This window comes from Flavobacterium sp., assembly GCF_047602195.1.
Lineage (GTDB): Bacteria > Bacteroidota > Bacteroidia > Flavobacteriales > Flavobacteriaceae > Flavobacterium.
Genome location: NZ_JASGHW010000004.1, coordinates 2809205 through 2827722 on the forward strand (window position 1 = coordinate 2809205; position 18518 = coordinate 2827722).

The following is an 18518-nucleotide window of genomic DNA, read 5'->3' on the forward strand; positions in this document are numbered from 1 at the left end:
CGTAAAAAAACAGTCCAGTGGACTGTTTTAGCGAGGAGCCAACTGGTGCGTAGGCCGGTGTGAAAGGCAACGCCCAAAAAATACAAAATGCCCAAAAAAATAAACTCCCGGAAGAACTTCCGGGAGCTATTTAGATCACTCAAAGAGTAAATCCATGTGGTGTTTGTAGAGATTATCCGCTTCCAGTAGCAGTTGTTTCTTCAACCTGCGGATCTGCTTGTATGTTGTATTTTGTTACTCAAACTTGTATGGTGTAAAGGTACGGCGGCGGTTTCAAAAATGCTTTTCATTTAACAAAACAATAATTATAACATTCGCACTTACAGTTTATTGGCAAGAAAAAACCACCCCAATTGGAGTGGCTTCGTCGTCAAAACAAAATGTAATTAAGATTAACTCAACTTACTTCTTTATAAAAATATTGGTGTAGTATTTATTGCCGTTGGCGGGATTGGTCTTGACCGAAACGCCGAAATGCGTGTATTCGCCCTCGATGTTTTTCTTGTGGCCGTCGCTCTCGAGCCAGGCGTGCAAAACGGCCTCGGGCGTTGCATAATTGTAGGCGACATTTTCGCTGACTTTGGTAGCGCCCAAAACATCGACCAGGTTTTGCGAACGTTCATCGAAATTGTCGTGGTTGATCGCATTCATCGCAATCATGTACTCGGTGTGTTCTTCTGACTTGTACGAAATGTGGTTGATGGTCTGCAGAGGATGCTTCCCGATGCTTTCACGATACTGGTTGATTTGCTCCATCAGTTCCAGCTCATCGGCGTTGTAGTTGTAATTCTGGACGATTTCGGTTTGCGGAACATTGGTAATTGAATCCTCGGGCTTATCGCTCGAGCAAGAAGCCAGCGCCAATACGAAAACGAATGGCAGCGTGGCCTTTAAAAAAGGATTTCTCATAGGGATTGAGATTTAGGCTTAAAGTAGATTGTGGGGCAAACTCCTCTAAATATTTTAATATGTCGTTTTTAACTCATCTCAATATTAAAAGAAATACGTCTAAAAGTAAAATAAAATCGACAAAATGCATTGTATTTTTAAATACTAAAATATTTTCTTACATTTTTATTTGACAACGTTTTTTTTCGTGATTTCGTATATAACCCAAATAAAAAAGCCACTGATCAAGTGGCTTTTAAGTCAAAACAAAACATATTAAATTAAACTCAATTCTTTAATTTATATTTTTATTTCTTCATGAAAATATTCGTGTAATACGTATTCCCGTTGTCAGGATTGGTACGGATCGAGGCGCCGAAGTGTGTAAAATCGCCCTCGATGTTCGCCTTGTGTCCCGGGCTTTGCAACCAAGCGTGCAAAACTGCTTCTGGGGTTGAGTAATTGTAAGCCACATTTTCGTTTACCTTCACGGCACCAAGCACTGCGATGATGTTTTGCGAACGCTGCTGGAAACCGTCATGGTTCACTTGATTGGTAGCAATCATGTACTCGTTGTGCTCCTCTGATTTGTAAGAGATGTGGTTGATGAGTTGCAACGGGTTTTTCCCGATGCTTTCACGGTAGGTGTTGATGCGATCGAGCAGTTCGAGCTCCTGGTCGTTATAGGTGTAGTTTTGAACCAGCGTTTGGTCAACGGCTGGAGCCAAGTCTTCTGATGAGTCTGATGAACAAGATACTAATGTAAGTACCAATACCAATGGCATGATTGCTCTAAGTAAAGTTGTTTTCATAGTAGTAGGGTTAAGTCTAAAGTAGATTGTGGGGCAAACTCCTTTATTGATTATTTTTATGAAATGTTTTTGTTTAAGTAGATTGTGGGGCAAACTTCTTTAACAATTGTATTTATAAGAACGTTGTTGCTTTTTGTTGAGACAATATTAACACAATTATCGTTTAAGTGTCAAATAAAATCGATGAAATACATCTTTTTTATATTTTATAAAGTAATTTTCTTACTTTTTAATTGCTTTTAGGTACAAATAATACGGCATAAAAAAAGACCGCCCAAGCGATCTTATGATTGAAAAATGACATTTCAAATGCCTTTATGGCGACAGCCGTTCAATCTTCCAGGAATAATCCTGCTGCATCTGGTAACGGATGCGATCGTGCAAACGGTTCGGTCGTCCTTGCCAGAATTCCACCTCGACCGGTTTGACCAGGAAACCGCCCCAATGCGCCGGACGCGGGATCTCTTTGCCTTCAAAATCTTTTTCCAGTTGTTTGAGTTTGTCTTTCGAGAACCGCGCGCGAGGCGATGACTTCACTCTGGTCGGAAACAATCGCGCCGAGCTTGCTGCCATCGGGACGCGATTCAAAATAACCATCCGAAATATTTTCGGGCGCTTTCTCGGCCACGCCTTTAATAATGACCTGACGCTCGAGCGAATGCCAAAAAAACGACAAACACACCTTCGGATTGGCCGCTATGGCCCTGCCCTTTTCTGAATGATAATTGGTGTAAAAGACAAAGCCCTCGAAAGAATACTGCTTCAATAAAACCACACGCGCTTTAGGGAAACCGTCCAAACCAAAGGTAGAAACGGTCATCGCGTTTACTTCGTCCTCGCCGCCGAAATCTTCCACCTCATGGAACCATTTCTTGAACAGCGCAATCGGGTCTTCGGGAATTGTAGTCTCGAGCAATTCGCTCTTTTCATACGATTTCCGGTAATTGCTTAAATCACTCATATAAATAGGTCTTGAAAAACAAAGTTAGGAAGTTCCCGAATCGGGTCGCGTTAAAATTCAAAAGTTTTGCCGTCATCGGCCAAATGGACATTTGGGAAAATGGTCTTCGCTTCTGCCTCAAACAGACCGATGTCGCCATAACGCGTCGAATAGTGCCCGAGTATCAATTGTTTGACATTGGCCTGATGCGCAATGGCCGCGGCTTGTTTGGCCGTACTGTGCATTGTCTTTTCGGCCAAAGCCGCTTCCGATTCAAGAAAAGTGGATTCGTGGTACAGCACATCGACCCCATTGATGATCGGCAGCAACGCTTCATGGTAAACGGTATCCGAACAAAACGCATAACTTTTGGGCGCATCGGGCTCCAATGTCAATCGGTGGTTCTCGATAAAAGTACCATCATCGAGCGTCACATCTTTTCCATTCTTGACATTCTGGTATTCGTAGACCGGAATTTGGAGTCGCTTGACAGCTTCTACATTGAGCTTCTTCTCGCCTACTTTTTCCTCGAACAGATAACCGTTGGTATAAATGCGGTGCCTGAGCGGAATCGTACGCACCAGCACCTTGTCGGTTTCATAAACCACCTCGCTCCGTTCCGATTCAAGTTCGTGGAAAAACAAACCGTAATTCGTCCAGGAGTTCGACAAACGCAATTGCAGCGTGATGATTTCCTTGATGCCTTTCGGACCGTATATGTGCAAATCGTTGGTACGGCTCAATAACATGAAGGTCGAAACCAATCCGATGAGGCCATACAGATGGTCGCCGTGCAAATGCGAAATAAAAATATGGTCGATCTTCGAAAACTTGACTTTGCTCTTGCGCAACTGCACCTGCGTCGCTTCGCCGCAATCGATCAGGAAAGTTTCATTCTTGATCTCCAAAACCTGTGCGGTAGGATTGGTAAGGGTTCGCGGTGTGGCGGCATAACAACCGAGTATGGTGAGCTTCATTAAATGAAATAATTAATAGTTAATAATTAATAATGAATGCAATTGTTTATTCATTATTAATTATTAATTGACTAAAATCCGAGGTCGCGTTCGATTTCCTCCATTTCGATGATGTCGTGCGCTTCGAGTATGGTCGGAACCAGGACCAGTTTGTCGGATACTTTGTTGAAATCTACATTGGCGGCAACGACAAACGACTTTTTGGCCTTGCGGTGCGTCTTGGACAACGGCAGCAAAGCGTTGATGTCCTTGACGGACAAGGCTTCGTAGGCCAGCAAATCGATGATGATGTTGTGCTTCTCGAAAGTCTTGTATTCGTGCGTGACCTTCATGACAAACACCGTCAAGTCGCCTTGGGTGTCTTTGATCGTGGTGGTATGTCCTTTGGTTTCTACTTTCATGGGTCAATGGTCAATTAGATAATTAGTCTATTAGAAAATTAGACAATTATAATAAGCGAATTTAAACATTTCGAACGCCAGATACAAGCATCATAGCGTTCATTTTCTCATTATCTAATTATCTAATTTTCTAATAGACTAATTATCTAATTCACTAATTCTGTATTTTAGAAGCCAACAAATAAATGACCGCCATCCGGATCGCCACACCATTTTCTACCTGGTTCAGGATCACCGATTGCTGCGAATCGGCCACATCCGAGGTAATCTCGACCCCGCGGTTGATCGGGCCCGGGTGCATGATGACGATTTCCTTGTCCAAAGAATCGAGCAACGCCTTATCGACGCCGTATTGTTGGGCATATTCGCGTGTCGATGGGAAATAATTCACATCCATACGTTCGTTCTGCACACGCAGCATGTTGGCCACATCGCACCATTCGAGTGCTTTTCTGAGGTTTGGTTCGACCGTGACGCCCAGCGATTCGATGTATTTCGGGATCAGCGTTTTCGGCCCGCAGACCTTGACTTCGGCGCCCTGCATCTGCAAAGCATAGATGTTCGAAAGTGCCACGCGCGAATGCAGGATGTCACCGACAATGACTACTTTCTTGCCGCCTACTTCACCCAGTTTTTCGCGGATCGAATACGAATCGAGCAAAGCTTGAGTCGGGTGTTCGTGCGCGCCGTCGCCTGCATTGACGATACTCGCCTTGACGTTTTGCGACAGGAAATAAGCCGCACCGGGATTGGCATGGCGCATCACGACCATATCGACTTTCATCGACAGGATGTTGTTGACCGTATCGATCAGCGTTTCGCCTTTCTTGACCGAAGACTGCGCCGCCGAGAAACTGATCACATCGGCCGAGAGGCGTTTCTGTGCGAGCTCGAAGGACAATTTGGTACGCGTGCTGTTCTCAAAAAAGATGTTGGCGATTGTAATGTCGCGCAGTGAAGGTACTTTCTTGATCGGACGGTTGATGACTTCCTTGAAATGGTCGGCCGTCTCGAAAATCAGGTCGATGTCGTTCTTGTTGATGTATTTGATTCCCAGTAGGTGATTGACGCTTAGTTCTTTCATATTTTTTGATCTTCAGATCTTCAGATTTTCGGGTTTCCGGATTCGAATCTTCTGAAAATCTGATGATCCGATAATCCGACAATCCAATTTCAATTCGTAATTAAATACACGCCATCTTCTCCATCCTGTTCCTTCCAAGCCACTTTTACTTTTTCGTTGTTGATCGAATCGACCTGGCGGCCGCGGTAATCGGGCTGGATCGGTAAATGTCGGCTGAAACGTCGGTCGATCAAAACCAGCAGTTCAATTTCGGATGGTCTGCCGAAAGACTGAATCGCGGTCAAAGCCGATCGGATGCTGCGGCCGGTAAACAAAACGTCATCGATAAAAATGACTTTCTTGTTTTCGACCAGGAAATTGATTTGGGTCCTGTTGGCTTCCAATGGCTTGTCGGTACGCCTGAAATCGTCCCTGAAAAAAGTAATGTCGAGGTAACCCAGCGCAATATCTTTTACCTTGTATTCCTGCTCGAGCAGGTCCTTGAGGCGTTCGGCCAAAAAAGTCCCGCGCGGTTGGATCCCGATCAAAACCGTATCCGAAAAATCAAGGTGTTTTTCTATTAACTGGCAGGCCAAACGGTGCAAGATGATATTGACTTCTTTGAAAGTGAGCAATACTTTTTGACTCATGGGAAGTGTTGTGTTTGGGATGTAAAAATACGCAAAAAGACTTAGCCTCAAAACATAAATTCTTCTTTATTTTTCCTTAAAGATTGTGGCGGGTTAAGTCGTATGTTAAATATAATCCCTAAATTAGTCGCTCAAATCCCCAAATAAACTTATGAAAACGACAGACCCAACAACCAAGAACATTTTCCTGACCGACGACGATCCGGATGATTGCCTGTTGTTTTCCGAAGCGCTCCAGGAAATATTCGGTCCTGAACATGCCAAACTGACCATCACCAACGACGGCGTGAAACTCATGCAGACGCTCGAGGAGAAAGTACCGCCGGCACCCGAGGTGATTTTCCTCGACCTCAATATGCCGCGCAAGAATGGGTTCGAATGCCTCGATGAAATCCGCAGGGACCCGAAATTGAAAAACATCCCGGTGGTGATTTTTTCGACTTCCTCGAACAACGACATCGTCAACCGCACCTATCAGCAAGGCGCCAATTATTACATCTGTAAACCCCAATCGTATACTTTACTCAAGAGAACCATCCAAACCGTATTGTCATTCGACCTGAGCCAGCTCGCCCAGCAACCCCTGCGCGAAAAATTCGTCATCAACGTAGCCTGATTGCAATGTATGAAGAATGACAGGCTGACACAAATCAAGATCACTTTCATCCTTGCGGCAGTCCTGTTGCTTTCGCTTTCGGTCTATTCGTATGTCAGGATTAAGAACCTGATGCAGTCCTCGGCCTGGGTCAACCATACGGCCAACGTCAAGTTCGAGCTCGAAAGTTTCTTTTCGACGACCAAAGACCTCGAATCGGCCATGCGCGGTTTCCTGCTAACGAAGGATTCCTTGCATTACCGGGAGTTCAACACTTATCTGGACCGCGTAGACGACCATTACCGCAGCTTGCGGCTCATCACCAAAGACAATTATTCGCAACGCGCCAACCTGCACAAACTCGAAAAGATCGCCACCGAACGCATCGACAACATGAAAAGCGTGCTGTCTATCGGCGAAATGAATTTTGTGGTCGTGCAACGAAGACCCGAATTCCGTGAAACCCGTGCGCAATTGCGCCGACAGATCGACAAGATGATGGATGAGGAAGACATGCTGTTGCGCATCCGAAAAAAGTCACTGATCAAGGAAAGTTCGCTCACCCCGATGTTTGCCGCCTTGCTGACCGTCTGTTCCATTCTCGTGTTGATTGCTTCGTATTACCAGATCAACAAGGAACTCAAGACTTCCAATTTGCTGCGCGAGGACCTCGAGGACAAAAACGAGTCGCTCGAAAAGATGAACCAGGAGCTCGAATCCTTCACTTACATTTCGAGCCACGACTTGCAGGAACCGCTGCGCAAAATCCAGACGTTCATTTCGATCCTGATCGAGAAAGAATCCGATCATTTGTCCGAAACCGCGCACAATTACCTCAAACGATCGCAGGACAGCGCGCACCGGATGCAGAATTTGATCCGCGACCTGCTCGCCTATTCGCGACTCAGCGCCGAGGTGTTCCCGACCGAAACGGTCAATCTCCAAACACTTGTGACCGAAATCAGCCATGATTTTGAGGAGGAAATCGAGGGCAAAAAAGTCGAGATCGAAGTGACCGGCCATCCCGAAATCAAGATCATCGTCTCACAATTCCGCCAATTGCTGATCAACCTCATTTCGAATTCGATCAAGTTTTCGCAACCCGATTTGGCGCCGCACATCACAATCGACAGCCAAATCGTCAAGGGCAATCGGGTCAAAATAGAAGGCATCAATCCCGAAACAACCTACGCCCAGGTGACATTTTCAGATAACGGGATTGGTTTTGAACCCCAGTACAACGACCGAATCTTCAAGGTATTCCAACGGCTGCACATCGACCAGCAATACAAAGGCACCGGCATCGGGCTGGCCATCGTCAAGAAAATTGTCGACAACCACCAGGGTTTGATCACGGCAAATGGCGAAATCAACAAAGGAGCTACTTTTACCATTTACCTGCCGGCCTGAGCTTCCTCCCGAATTCTGTAAGATAATCGGAAAATGCTATAAGCCGTTTTTGTGGTTTTATTCGGAATTTTATCCCAAGCCCTCGGGGCATCAGATCAACCACAAAAATTAGAAGCCATGCAAAACAAAATTGTAAACACATTCGCGCTGCTATTGATGGCGCTGACTTTTACCTCTTGTGATGTAGTCGAAGCGATTTTCAAGGCCGGTATGGGTGTCGGTATTTTTATCGTCATTGCCGTCATCGCGCTCATCGTGTTCCTCATCAGTAAATTGGGCGGAAGCAAATAATAAAATTTAGGTTTGGTAAGAAATCCCATAGTGCCAAAAGGTGGTATGGGATTTCTTTTTGCCCTTTGTAGATTGTACAAAATTTTTATTTTTGGGACACCAACCAAACTTTTATGACCACCGTTAAACCTTCCAAAGAATTTACCGCCAAGGCGTACCAGGCCGTATTGGCCATCGTCTTGTTCATCCTCGTTTACCTATCGCTGCTGTTGCTGGCCTTTGGGATGTTGGCGGCATGCGGTTATTTCGCTTTCAAGATTATTGCAATAAAACCTTCGTTCATTACCCTGATCCTGGGCGTCGGATTGTTTGCCGTGGGGGTGTTCATTGTCGTTTTCATGCTCAAATTCCTTTTCAAGAAAAACAGGGCCGATTATTCGAACCTGACCGAAATCGATACCGAACAGGAACCCGAACTCCATCAGATGATTACCGACCTGGTCGAGCAAACCCAAACCAAATTCCCGAAAAGGGTCTATGTTTCGCCCGAAGTCAATGCCTCGGTGTTTTACGAATCGAGTTTCTGGAGCATGTTTTTGCCGGTCAGGAAAAACCTCCACATCGGATTGGGGCTTGTCAACACGACTACGGTAAGCGAACTCAAAGGCATCCTTGCGCATGAATTCGGGCACTTTTCGCAACGTTTGATGAAAGTGGGCAGTTATGTCTACAATGTCAACAAAGTCATCCACGACATCCTTTACGACAATGCCGAATACGAACAATCGATGTATCAATGGGCCAACCACAGTGGGTATTTTGCCTTGTTTACCCAAATTGCCGTCGGATTCAACAAAGGCGTACAAGGAATTTTGCGGATGATGTACAATTTTGTCAACGTCAAACACTTGGCCTTGTCGCGCCAGATGGAATTTCATGCCGATGCCATTGCAACCCATATTGTCGGTTCCGAACCCATGATCCGTTCGATGCGCCGCATGAACCTGGCTTCTGAATCCTACGATCAGGTCATCGCCTTTTACAACAACAATTTCAGCGAGGCTTACACCACCCACAATATTTTTCCGCAGCAAACCGCGGCCCTGCACTTCATCGCCAGCAACAATAAAATTCCGCTCGTCGATGGTTTGCCAGAGGTAACACCCGATTTTTCGGAGCGGTTCAACAAATCGAAATTGGTTTTTGGCAACCAATGGAATTCACACCCTTCGGAAGACGAAAGGATTGCCGCTTACCAACAGCTCAACGTCTCCACGCAGAATCCCGACAACCGTCCGGCCAATGTGCTTTTCCGAAATCTCGAAGCCTTGCAAAAGCGGGTCACCGGTAAGCTGTTTGTTGGGGTTGCCTATCCAAAAGAGCGCTTCATTGCCGATGTGGATGCTTTTTCGGCCTACCTGATCGAGGACCACCAGGCCAATAAATTGCCCGATCTTTTCAATTCCTATTACGCCAACTACAATCCACCGAAATTCGACCTGGAGGCCCAAATTCAAAAGAGTACCGAGGTACCGGCGCTTGATAGCCTTTTCAACAACGACAAGATTGAAATGATATTTGTGTTCAAGGCCATGGAAAATGACGCCGAAACGCTGCGGATGATTGCCAACGGAAGTTACGACATCAAGACATTCGATTATGACGGGACGCGCTACAAAGCCAGCGACGCACAACTGGTTTACGAGAAGCTGTTGCGCCAGATTGAGCTAAACCGCGAAGCGATTCTTGCCAACGACGATGCCATTTTCAGCTATTTCTACCACAGGGCCAAAATGGCCAACCAAGAACAACGTTTGATGGAACGCTACAAGGACTTTTTTAGGGCCGAAGACCAGTACAATCCGCGGTTGGAACTGTACCAGCAAATGATCCATGATTTTTCATTTGCCTACGAAACACTTCAATCGGAAACCATACTGCTCAAAATGCGAAACTTCAAACAAACGGAGGCCACATTCAAAGCCGAATTCCAAAACTTGTTGTCCGATCCGTTTTATTCCGAAACGATCACCGATGATGCCATCCGCAAAACCTGTGAAAAATATATCGACGACCCATCGATCTATTTTTTCAAAGACCAATACAACTCGGAAGCCATCGAACTCAAAAACCAGGCGGTACATTATTTCATCCTGATCTTGGGCCGCACCTATTTCCTCAAGAAGAAGGCGCTGCTCGATTTCGAGGCTTCGATTGGCTGATAAAAAAACCCGACTCCAAATGGTCGGGTTTTCTTTTAGGCATACATTTTCTTTCTGAGTTCCTGTATCTTCTCATCGTCGAGGTAATCGTCGAAGGTCATGTAACGGTCGATGACGCCTTTCGGGGTCAATTCCACAATACGATTACCGACCGTTTGTGCAAATTCGTGGTCATGCGTGGTCAAAATCAACGAGCCTTTGAAATTCTTGAGCGAATTGTTGAAAGCCGTAATCGATTCGAGGTCGAGGTGGTTCGTCGGTTCATCGAGCATCAACACGTTGGCGCGCTCCATCATCATGCGCGAAATCATGCAACGCACTTTCTCGCCTCCCGATAAAACGCGGGCCGTTTTCAAGGCTTCTTCGCCTGAGAAAATCATTTTGCCCAAGAATCCGCGGATGTTGACTTCTTCGCGCTCTTCTTCGGTTTTGGCCCATTGGCGCAACCAATCGACAAGCGTCAAATCGTTGTCGAAATATTCGTGGTTTTCTGCCGGCAGATAGGCTTGGTTCGTGGTTACGCCCCAATCAAATTTGCCCGCATCGGCCGTTTGTTTGCCGTTGAGGATTTCATAAAAGGCAGTCGTGGCACGCGAATCTTTCGAGAACAATACAATCTTATCGCCTTTGGCCATGTTCAAATCGACATTGGTGAACAAGGTCTCGCCTTCGATCGAGGCGGCCAATCCGACCACGTTCAAAATCTGGTCGCCGGCTTCGCGTTCCTGGTCAAAAATAATCGCCGGATAACGACGCGACGACGGCTTGATGTCGGCGATGTTAAGTTTCTCGATCATCTTCTTACGCGAGGTTGCCTGTTTCGACTTGGCTACGTTGGCCGAGAAACGACGGATGAATTCCTCGAGTTCGGCTTTCTTTTCCTCGGCTTTCTTGTTCTGCTGCGCGCGTTGTTTGGCCGCCAATTGGCTCGATTCGTACCAGAACGTATAGTTTCCGGAATAGTGGTTGATTTTTCCAAAATCGATGTCGGAAATGTGCGTACACACCGAATCCAGGAAGTGGCGGTCGTGCGATACGACAATCACCGTATTTTCGTAATTGGCCAGGAAATTCTCAAGCCAGGTAATGGTTTCAAGGTCAAGGTCGTTCGTAGGTTCGTCCATGATGAGTACATCTGGATTCCCAAAAAGTGCCTGCGCCAGGAGCACGCGGACTTTGAGTTTCGACTCGAGGTCGCCCATGAGCGTATAATGCGCGTCGGGACCGATACCGAGGTTCGACAACATCGTCGCGGCATCCGATTCGGCGTTCCATCCGTTCATCTCCTCGAACTGCACCTGCAATTCCCCGATGCGGTCGGCGTTCTTGTCGTTGTAATCGAGATAGAGTTCGTCCATCTCTTTCTTGACGGCGTACAACACCTTGTTCCCCATCATGACCGTTTCCAAAACCGTGTGCTCGTCGAACATGTTGTGGTTCTGGTTGAGCACCGACATGCGTTTGCCGGGTTCGAGGAAAACGTGCCCGGATGTCGCGTCGATGTCGCCCGCGAGGATTTTGAGGAAAGTGGATTTTCCGGCACCATTGGCCCCGATGACACCATAGATGTTGCCGTCGGAGAAAGTTGTGTTGACTTCGTCGAACAAAACTCTTTTACCAAACTGGACCGATAAATTATTTACAGTTAACATGATGTGTTTGATTTAAATTGCGGCGCAAAAATATAAAAAAAATTGGCATATTTCAGCCTTGAATACCAATAAAATAAGCCTTCTTTATTTAACTATGCCTTAACAAAAATTATGAAACCAACTGGATATTTTTGTTTACAAGCTTTTGATATATGCATATACACAAAGTCCTTCACTATCTGATGTTTTCATCTGCCGCGCTCAGCCTGTTCTGTTCCTGCAACAAAGGCTTCAAAGGCGACAACTACACAGCCTATTTTGGCGGCGAGGTGACCAATCCTACGAGCCCGTATGTGCTGTTTTGTAGGAATTCCGAAGTGATCGACAGCATCAAGCTCGACGCCAACAACCGTTTCTTCATCAAGTTCGATTCGCTCACACCGGGCATGTACACGTTCAAGAACGAGCCCGAATACCAATACGTCTATTTCGACAAGAACGACAGCATCATGGTGCACATCAATGCGCGTGACTTTGACAATTCGATCGTATTCTGCGGACGCGGCGACCAAAAGAACAATTTCCTGATGGAACTCTACCTCAAGAATGAGGATGACCGCAGCAAGATCTTTGATATTTTCGATTATGATGTCGATAAGTTTGTCCAAAATATCGACTCCTCGTATCAATCGCGCGAAAAATTCTACCTCGCCAAAAAAGAGGAACTCAAATGGGACGAGAATTTCGATGCCTACGCCAAGGCCACGCTCGATTTCCACCATTATTCCAAGAAAGAGATTTATCCACAGGTGCACAAGATCAGGACGGGTGAAGATGTGGTCGAGAAATTGCCTAAGGAATATTACGATTTCCGCAAATCGATTGATTTCAACAATGCCAAACTTTCAGGTTATTCGCCCTTCGTTTCTTACCTGACGCACATGCTCAACAACGAGGCCGCGATCAACTACCACAACCACTTTACCGAAGTCGACCTCGCACTCAAGACCAACATCAACAAACTCAACATCGCCGATACGCTGATCAAAAATGAAAAGGTCAAGAACATCATCCTGAACAGCATCGCCTTCACTTACCTGCTCGAGGACCAGAACATGGTCAACAACAAGAAGTTTTTCGAGACCTACCACAAATACTCGACCGACAAAAGCAAGAAAAACGAAATCCTCAAAATCGGCCACGCGATCCAGCAACTCACCGTGGGCAATGCCTTACCTGAGGTCGAATTGGTCGATGCCAACGGAAATACGGTTTCCTCCAACACCATCGCCACCCAAAAAACCGTGCTGTTTTTCTGGAGCGAAAACCTGGTGTCACACCTGATGGCCGTCCACAAAAAAGTACTCGATTTCAAGGCCAAGCATCCCGATTACCAATTCGTTGCGATCAACCTCGACAAAGACCAGCAAAAATGGGTCAACACCTTGGGCAAATACAAATTCGGTGGCATCGTCGAATTGCGCTGCAAGGATTTCGAAGACATCAAGGCCAAATGGGCCATCACGAAGGTACACCGCACGATCATCCTCGACAGCAACGGCAAAATCAAAAATGCGTTTACCAATATCTTCAACCTCAATTTCGAAGACGACCTCAAAAACGCACCGATTGTCAAGAAGCAAGAACACCAACACGCCTTGGCCTCGCGATAATTCAATGTTTACTTTTTTTCAGTTTACAGTATAAAAAAAGCGGCTTCATATTGAAACCGCTTTTTTAATTGTCAATTGTTAATTATCAATTTATTTATTTCCTTTCTCGAAATCGGCCAAGAACTGCGCCAAGCCAATATCGGTAAGCGGATGCTTGAGCAAACCAAGGATCGCACTCAATGGCCCGGTCATCACGTCGGCACCGATTTTCGCACAGTTTACGATGTGCATCGTATGGCGTACCGAAGCGGCCAGGATTCCGGTCTCATAACCGTAGTTGTCATAAATCTCGCGGATTTCCTGGATCAGGTTCAAACCATCGGTAGAAACATCATCCAAACGACCGATAAAAGGCGAAACATAAGTCGCACCCGCTTTCGCAGCCAATAAAGCCTGACCCGCCGAGAACACCAAAGTCACATTGGTCTTGATGCCTTTCTCCGAAAAATATTTACAGGCTTTTACGCCATCTTTGGTCATCGGGATTTTCACAACGATCTGTTCGTACAGTTCGGCCAGCTCCTCGCCTTCCTTGATCATGCCTTCGAAATCGACCGCAATTACTTCGGCACTCACATCGCCATCCACAATATTGCAGATGTCAACGTAATGCTTCAAAATGTTGTTTCTTCCGGTGATGCCTTCCTTGGCCATCAATGACGGGTTCGTGGTCACGCCATCGAGAACGCCCAGCGCCTGTGCTTCCTTGATGTCGTTCAAATTGGCCGTGTCAATAAAAAATTTCATGGTTTTGTATTTAAATGTTGTGTATTTTTTTTGGGCGTTGCCTTCGGCCGGGCTATCGGCTGCACGCGGTGCTTGCCTCACACGAGCGAAGCGACTGCCGAAGGAATCCCTAACGCAATCGTGAACGCGCCGCGAAATTACAATTAAAATCCAGTTCCCGAAAGTTTTAACTTTGAATCTTTGCAACTTTGGAACTTGCACCACGCACTTATTTTTTAACCCACTTGAAAGATTCCTCAAAACCGGCTATTACAATACCATACAAACCAACCGGCAAATCACTTACATCAACCTTAAAAACTTCCTGTTCGATTGATATGCTTCTGACCAAAACACCCAAACTGTTGTAAATCGCCATTTCATTTTTGAGTGCCGAAGCAGGAACCACAAAATGCAGCACATCCGTTGCGGGATTCGGGAAAATTTTCCAATGGGTCGTTTCTTTTTTGGGTACTCCCAATTTCCAGCAGCTTTTATCGAGCAAATCGTCATACAGGCCCACATTCCATTGCAGCAACTGATCGTAAACGACAAGTTTGGCGGCATTTCGAATCGCCGCCGCCTGCGGGGCAGGAATCCATCCGTCGAAAGTGATCAAACTCGGATCGCTCCTGAAAATCACGGCGTAAAAACAACAGGCCGCGGCATAACTTCCGGCCAAGGTAGGATGGCTTTCATCGGGCTCAAACAATTCGATCGATGGGTAATTTTGCCGGATGTACCGCCATACTGCGCCAACCGGCCCCATTGATGATTTCAACGAATCGGCAAAAAATTGGTAATGCGTCTCGATGTCGCTGTCCATCTGAAAATAATCGCGTACAATTACTTCGGGCGGATCGCAATACGGCTCGCCACACACGTGCGTACCGCCATTTTTTCGGCCCCAAGTCGCAAAGAACATGGTCTGTACACACGGATTGTGCAGTTTGATGATGCTGTCCAACGCCCTGCTGCTGGGCAAGCCGTTCATAAAATAACCGGGATAGGCCATCGCGAGGCTTTGGTCCTGCAAAACAATGTTGTCCCAATTGCCGACCGCGATTTTTTCGAGCGACACGGCATTGGTCAAATGCTGACCCAAATAATAGCCGCCCGGGGCATGCATATCAAACAGCAGATTTTTCCCTGTCGATTCGGCCGCATAGGCAATCATTTGCGGAAGGTTATTGGCATAGGTATAACTGTTCCCCAGGAACAATACCTTTTTGGTTTCCTGTGCCGATGCACCGATAAGGCAAAGCAACAGCAGCGCAAGTGTAATTTTTTTTCTGATGATCATCCTGATGCAAGTTTAAGTTATTGACAGGATGCAGTTTTGGGCAAAAGGTTGACTGATTTGCTACAGAAAACCGAAAATCGGTAACGAATTACAATTTGTAGTGGTTCATCAGCATCTTTTCGTACATCTTATCGGGCAAAATGCGTTTGAGCACGATCGAGAATTTCGACAGGAAAGGCCCCACCTTGTAATGCCCATTGGGCTTGGCCGTTTGGATGATGCCATAAATCGCCTCGCCCATCTTGATCGGGTTGTCGCCACCGCCCACTTGTGAATTGATGACCTCAATGGTTTTACCGTACGAACTGTAAGCCGAAGCCGTAGAAACCGGAACATGGTAACGGTGGTCGGCGATATTGGTCGCAAATTCGCCCGGTGCCACATTGGTGATCTCGATACCAAACGGCTTGACTTCCATACGCAATGCCTCGGTGACGAGTTCGAGCGCGCCTTTCGAGGCCGAATAGACCGCGCGGTACGGCAATCCCATATAACCGGCAATCGAAGTGATGTTGATGATGAGCCCCGATTGTTGTGCGCGCATCTGTGGCAAGGCAGCTTTGATGACTTCGATCGGGCCAAAGAGATTGGTTTCGAAATTATTGCGGATTTCGTCGGTTGGGATTTCCTCGAGCGGACCGAGTATGCCCACACCGGCGTTGTTGATCACGACATCAAGACGTCCCGAAATACGAATGACTTCGGCGATGGCGTGACGGATGCTTTCAGGGTCCCGAACTTCGAGCTTGAGCAACGGAAAAACAGAATTGGTGATGCGCTCGGGATTTCTGCTCGTGCCGTACACGACAAAACCTTTGTGGTGCAGGTAATCGCCTATGGCTTTGCCGATGCCCGAGGAGGCGCCGGTGATGAGGATGACTTTCATTTTTTAATGTGACAATATGACAATGAGAAAATTAGAAAATTAGATAATGAGATGATTAGAAAATGAGATGATTATTGAAACGTCAAAAATAAGAATCAACGTTTCTCCAACATTATCTCATTTTCTCATTGACTCATTTTCTAATTACTTCACAACGCGTTCGTAATAATAAAATTCCTGCAATCCCTGTGCGCCTTTCTTGTCCGCACGGATGATGTAATAGCGGTTGCCGATGGGCTTGATTTCGTAGTCCCAATCCGGGTTCGGGTTCGGATTTTTGCTTTTGTCGTATTTGTTCAAATCGCCGCACAGTTTGCGTGCCGGCGGAACGGCCACTTTCTCATCGAAACCTTGGCCGACGACCATAAACTTGAGGTTGTACTGGCCACAAGGTGCGGGCTTGATCGTGCTGTTCTCGGAAGAAACCAAAGGATCCGAACGGTAGGCTTCGAGTTCTTTCTGGAATGCGGCGTATTTGGCCTTGACATCGTCCTGGGCGAAAGCCGCTGTTGTGAAAAGCAATGCGATTAATAAGGTTTTCAATTTCATGGTTGGTTTTTTTTAGGTTGAACGTTAATTGGTGTTTGATTTGGTTTTGAACTTCGGGGTTCGACGTTCGTTGTTCTGCGGTTCGACATTCGAAAAAAGATTGAATGACGAATGTCCATCAACGAATTTTGAACGGTCGGCCCTAGCCCGGATAGCAGTGGAAATCCTTTTTGGATTACGCGGAGTGCAACGAAGCGAAATCTTCAATGCAGCGCAGCGGAATTGCAAAAAGATTGCAACGAATAGCCGGAATTAGCTCCTGATAAAAATAAAAAATCTTCCCGAAGGAAGACCACAAATTTAAAAAAAAGTGGCAAGCGATCTACATCGCACCGCTACAACCGCATACCTTTGCTGTGTTCCCACCCTGGAGGATTCTGCAGGAGCTGGTCGTGTAGGACTTGCCGTTGCAAATATACAATCTTTTTGTATTTTCGCAAGGGCGAACCCGCAGAATCGTTCGCTTTAAATACAAATACCATTAAAAAATCGCCATGAAATCGCCTAACTTCTTATCCCTCATTTCGTTAAGTATATTGCTTGTTGCCGGCGGCTGCCAGGACAAAGACAAAAAATATTTCAGTTTCGACAAATCGACCGTAGACGAACAATACAAACCCGATGAAACGGCGGGCATTTTGGTGCTCAATCCCGAAGGAAAAACAGTGGACAGCGTCGTGTATTACCTCAATGATGTGAAATTTGTTTCCAAAAAACAGCTCGACAAATTGTCTATCGATCTGAAGGGCAAAAAACTCGGCTACCAGAACATCAAGGCGCTGGTGTATTTCGACGGCAATACGACTCCCGAAGAAGTTTCCGATGGCCGTATCGAAGTGATTTCGCCCGTACAGCCTAAGTTTTACAAATACACCGTGGTCAATACCTATCCGCACGACGAGAAAGCGTTTACCGAAGGCTTGGAATTTTTCCGCGATACCTTGATTGAAAGTACCGGCCAGAAAGGCGGTTCGTATTTCCGAAAGTTCGATTACAAGACGGGCTTTGCGTACAAGCAGGTCAATTTGGATCCGCAGTATTTTGGGGAGGGAATTACGGTCATCAACGACAAGATTTTCCAGTTGACCTGGCAAGAAAACACGGGCTTCATCTACAACGCCAACACGATGAAACAGGAAAAGACATTCCAGTATGACCGCAAGATCGAAGGTTGGGGAATGACCAATGACGGCAAGAACATTTACCATTCGGATGGTACCGAAACGATCTGGACGATGGACCCGAATACCCATAAATTGACCGACTACATCAAGGTCTACACCGGCAGCGACAAAGTAAAAGCCATCAACGAACTCGAATGGATCGATGGTAAAATCTACGGCAACATCTGGCAGAAAGATGTGATCGCGATTATCGACCCTGCTACGGGTTCTGTCGTGGGCGCGATCGATTTGTCGGCGCTGCGCAAAGAAGTCAAAAGCAAAAATGCCGAGGTGCTCAACGGCATCGCCTACAACCCGAAGACCAAGACCATTTTCGTGACCGGAAAGTATTGGGACAAGATGTTTGAGATCAGGGTTTCTGAGTAGTGGATTGTTTCTTTGGCGCTTCCGATCAAACAGTTAAACGATTAAACAAT

Annotated in this window: 17 protein-coding genes, 1 other RNA gene and 1 pseudogene; 6 read left to right on the forward strand and 13 right to left on the reverse strand. The window is 46.3% G+C overall.

The features are described 5' to 3' along the window. Nucleotides 1-402: 402 nt before the first annotated feature. From QM717_RS18905 to pyrR, 7 genes and pseudogenes are all read right to left on the reverse strand, one after another. Nucleotides 403-909 (reverse strand): CAP domain-containing protein, encoded by a 507-nt coding sequence (locus tag QM717_RS18905; protein WP_415039913.1) that lies wholly within the window; start codon nucleotides 907-909, stop codon nucleotides 403-405. A gap of 287 nt (nucleotides 910-1196) precedes the next feature. Then, complete coding sequence (locus QM717_RS18910) at nucleotides 1197-1700, reverse strand: CAP domain-containing protein (RefSeq protein WP_415039914.1); 504 nt, start codon at nucleotides 1698-1700, stop codon at nucleotides 1197-1199. A gap of 315 nt (nucleotides 1701-2015) precedes the next feature. After that, nucleotides 2016-2661: pseudogene (gene pdxH, locus QM717_RS18915) on the reverse strand (pyridoxamine 5'-phosphate oxidase). A 50-nt stretch (nucleotides 2662-2711) separates the two neighbouring features. Beyond that, the gene (locus tag QM717_RS18920) at nucleotides 2712-3617 is read right to left on the reverse strand and encodes a ribonuclease Z (RefSeq protein ID WP_415039915.1); all 906 of its coding nucleotides are present in this window, start codon (nucleotides 3615-3617) and stop codon (nucleotides 2712-2714) included. A 71-nt stretch (nucleotides 3618-3688) separates the two neighbouring features. Further along, nucleotides 3689-4018: a ribonuclease Z gene (locus QM717_RS18925; RefSeq protein WP_415039917.1), complete on the reverse strand. Its 330-nt coding sequence runs from the start codon at nucleotides 4016-4018 to the stop codon at nucleotides 3689-3691. Nucleotides 4019-4172: 154 nt separating this feature from the next. Next, a complete protein-coding gene (locus QM717_RS18930) occupies nucleotides 4173-5102 on the reverse strand; it encodes an aspartate carbamoyltransferase catalytic subunit (protein ID WP_415039918.1) in 930 nt (309 codons plus the stop codon). A gap of 89 nt (nucleotides 5103-5191) precedes the next feature. Next, nucleotides 5192-5731 carry a bifunctional pyr operon transcriptional regulator/uracil phosphoribosyltransferase PyrR gene (pyrR, locus tag QM717_RS18935; RefSeq protein WP_415039919.1) on the reverse strand — a complete coding sequence of 180 codons (540 nt, stop codon included), beginning with the start codon at nucleotides 5729-5731 and terminating at the stop codon, nucleotides 5192-5194. Between the two features lie 151 nt (nucleotides 5732-5882). Here pyrR and QM717_RS18940 point away from each other — a divergent pair, with 151 nt between their 5' ends. From QM717_RS18940 to QM717_RS18955, 4 genes are all read left to right on the forward strand, one after another. Next, entirely contained in the window at nucleotides 5883-6347 is a 465-nt protein-coding gene (locus QM717_RS18940) for a response regulator (RefSeq protein WP_415039920.1), read from the forward strand. A 9-nt stretch (nucleotides 6348-6356) separates the two neighbouring features. Continuing rightward, complete coding sequence (locus QM717_RS18945) at nucleotides 6357-7736, forward strand: sensor histidine kinase (protein WP_415039921.1); 1380 nt, start codon at nucleotides 6357-6359, stop codon at nucleotides 7734-7736. A gap of 117 nt (nucleotides 7737-7853) precedes the next feature. Beyond that, a complete protein-coding gene (locus tag QM717_RS18950; RefSeq protein WP_415039923.1) occupies nucleotides 7854-8027 on the forward strand; it encodes a hypothetical protein in 174 nt (57 codons plus the stop codon). 113 nt (nucleotides 8028-8140) lie between these two features. Further along, nucleotides 8141-10189, forward strand: a complete 2049-nt coding sequence (locus QM717_RS18955; protein WP_415039924.1) for a M48 family metalloprotease — start codon at nucleotides 8141-8143, stop codon at nucleotides 10187-10189. A 35-nt stretch (nucleotides 10190-10224) separates the two neighbouring features. On the opposite strand, the gene QM717_RS18960 is transcribed toward QM717_RS18955, so the two are convergent. Next, nucleotides 10225-11841, reverse strand: coding sequence for an ABC-F family ATP-binding cassette domain-containing protein (locus QM717_RS18960; RefSeq protein ID WP_415039926.1), 1617 nt, complete (start codon nucleotides 11839-11841; stop codon nucleotides 10225-10227). 152 nt (nucleotides 11842-11993) lie between these two features. On the opposite strand from QM717_RS18960, the gene QM717_RS18965 reads away from it, so the two are divergent. Continuing rightward, on the forward strand, nucleotides 11994-13454 hold the full coding sequence (locus QM717_RS18965; RefSeq protein ID WP_415039928.1) for a TlpA family protein disulfide reductase: 1461 nt from the start codon (nucleotides 11994-11996) through the stop codon (nucleotides 13452-13454). Between the two features lie 90 nt (nucleotides 13455-13544). Here QM717_RS18965 and fsa read toward each other — a convergent pair whose 3' ends face one another. The 5 genes from fsa to ffs all read right to left on the reverse strand — a co-directional run bounded on the left by fsa (nucleotide 13545) and on the right by ffs (nucleotide 17325). Continuing rightward, nucleotides 13545-14201 (reverse strand): fructose-6-phosphate aldolase, encoded by a 657-nt coding sequence (gene fsa / locus QM717_RS18970; RefSeq protein ID WP_415039929.1) that lies wholly within the window; start codon nucleotides 14199-14201, stop codon nucleotides 13545-13547. 208 nt (nucleotides 14202-14409) lie between these two features. Continuing rightward, nucleotides 14410-15483, reverse strand: coding sequence for a T9SS type A sorting domain-containing protein (locus QM717_RS18975; protein ID WP_415039931.1), 1074 nt, complete (start codon nucleotides 15481-15483; stop codon nucleotides 14410-14412). A gap of 88 nt (nucleotides 15484-15571) precedes the next feature. Next, nucleotides 15572-16369 carry an SDR family oxidoreductase gene (locus tag QM717_RS18980; protein ID WP_415039932.1) on the reverse strand — a complete coding sequence of 266 codons (798 nt, stop codon included), beginning with the start codon at nucleotides 16367-16369 and terminating at the stop codon, nucleotides 15572-15574. Between the two features lie 144 nt (nucleotides 16370-16513). Continuing rightward, nucleotides 16514-16918: a hypothetical protein gene (locus tag QM717_RS18985; protein ID WP_415039934.1), complete on the reverse strand. Its 405-nt coding sequence runs from the start codon at nucleotides 16916-16918 to the stop codon at nucleotides 16514-16516. A 308-nt stretch (nucleotides 16919-17226) separates the two neighbouring features. Then, an RNA gene (gene ffs, locus QM717_RS18990) (signal recognition particle sRNA small type) lies at nucleotides 17227-17325 on the reverse strand. 87 nt (nucleotides 17326-17412) lie between these two features. On the opposite strand from ffs, the gene QM717_RS18995 reads away from it, so the two are divergent. Continuing rightward, complete coding sequence (locus QM717_RS18995; RefSeq protein ID WP_415039936.1) at nucleotides 17413-18468, forward strand: glutaminyl-peptide cyclotransferase; 1056 nt, start codon at nucleotides 17413-17415, stop codon at nucleotides 18466-18468. Nucleotides 18469-18518 lie beyond the last annotated feature (50 nt).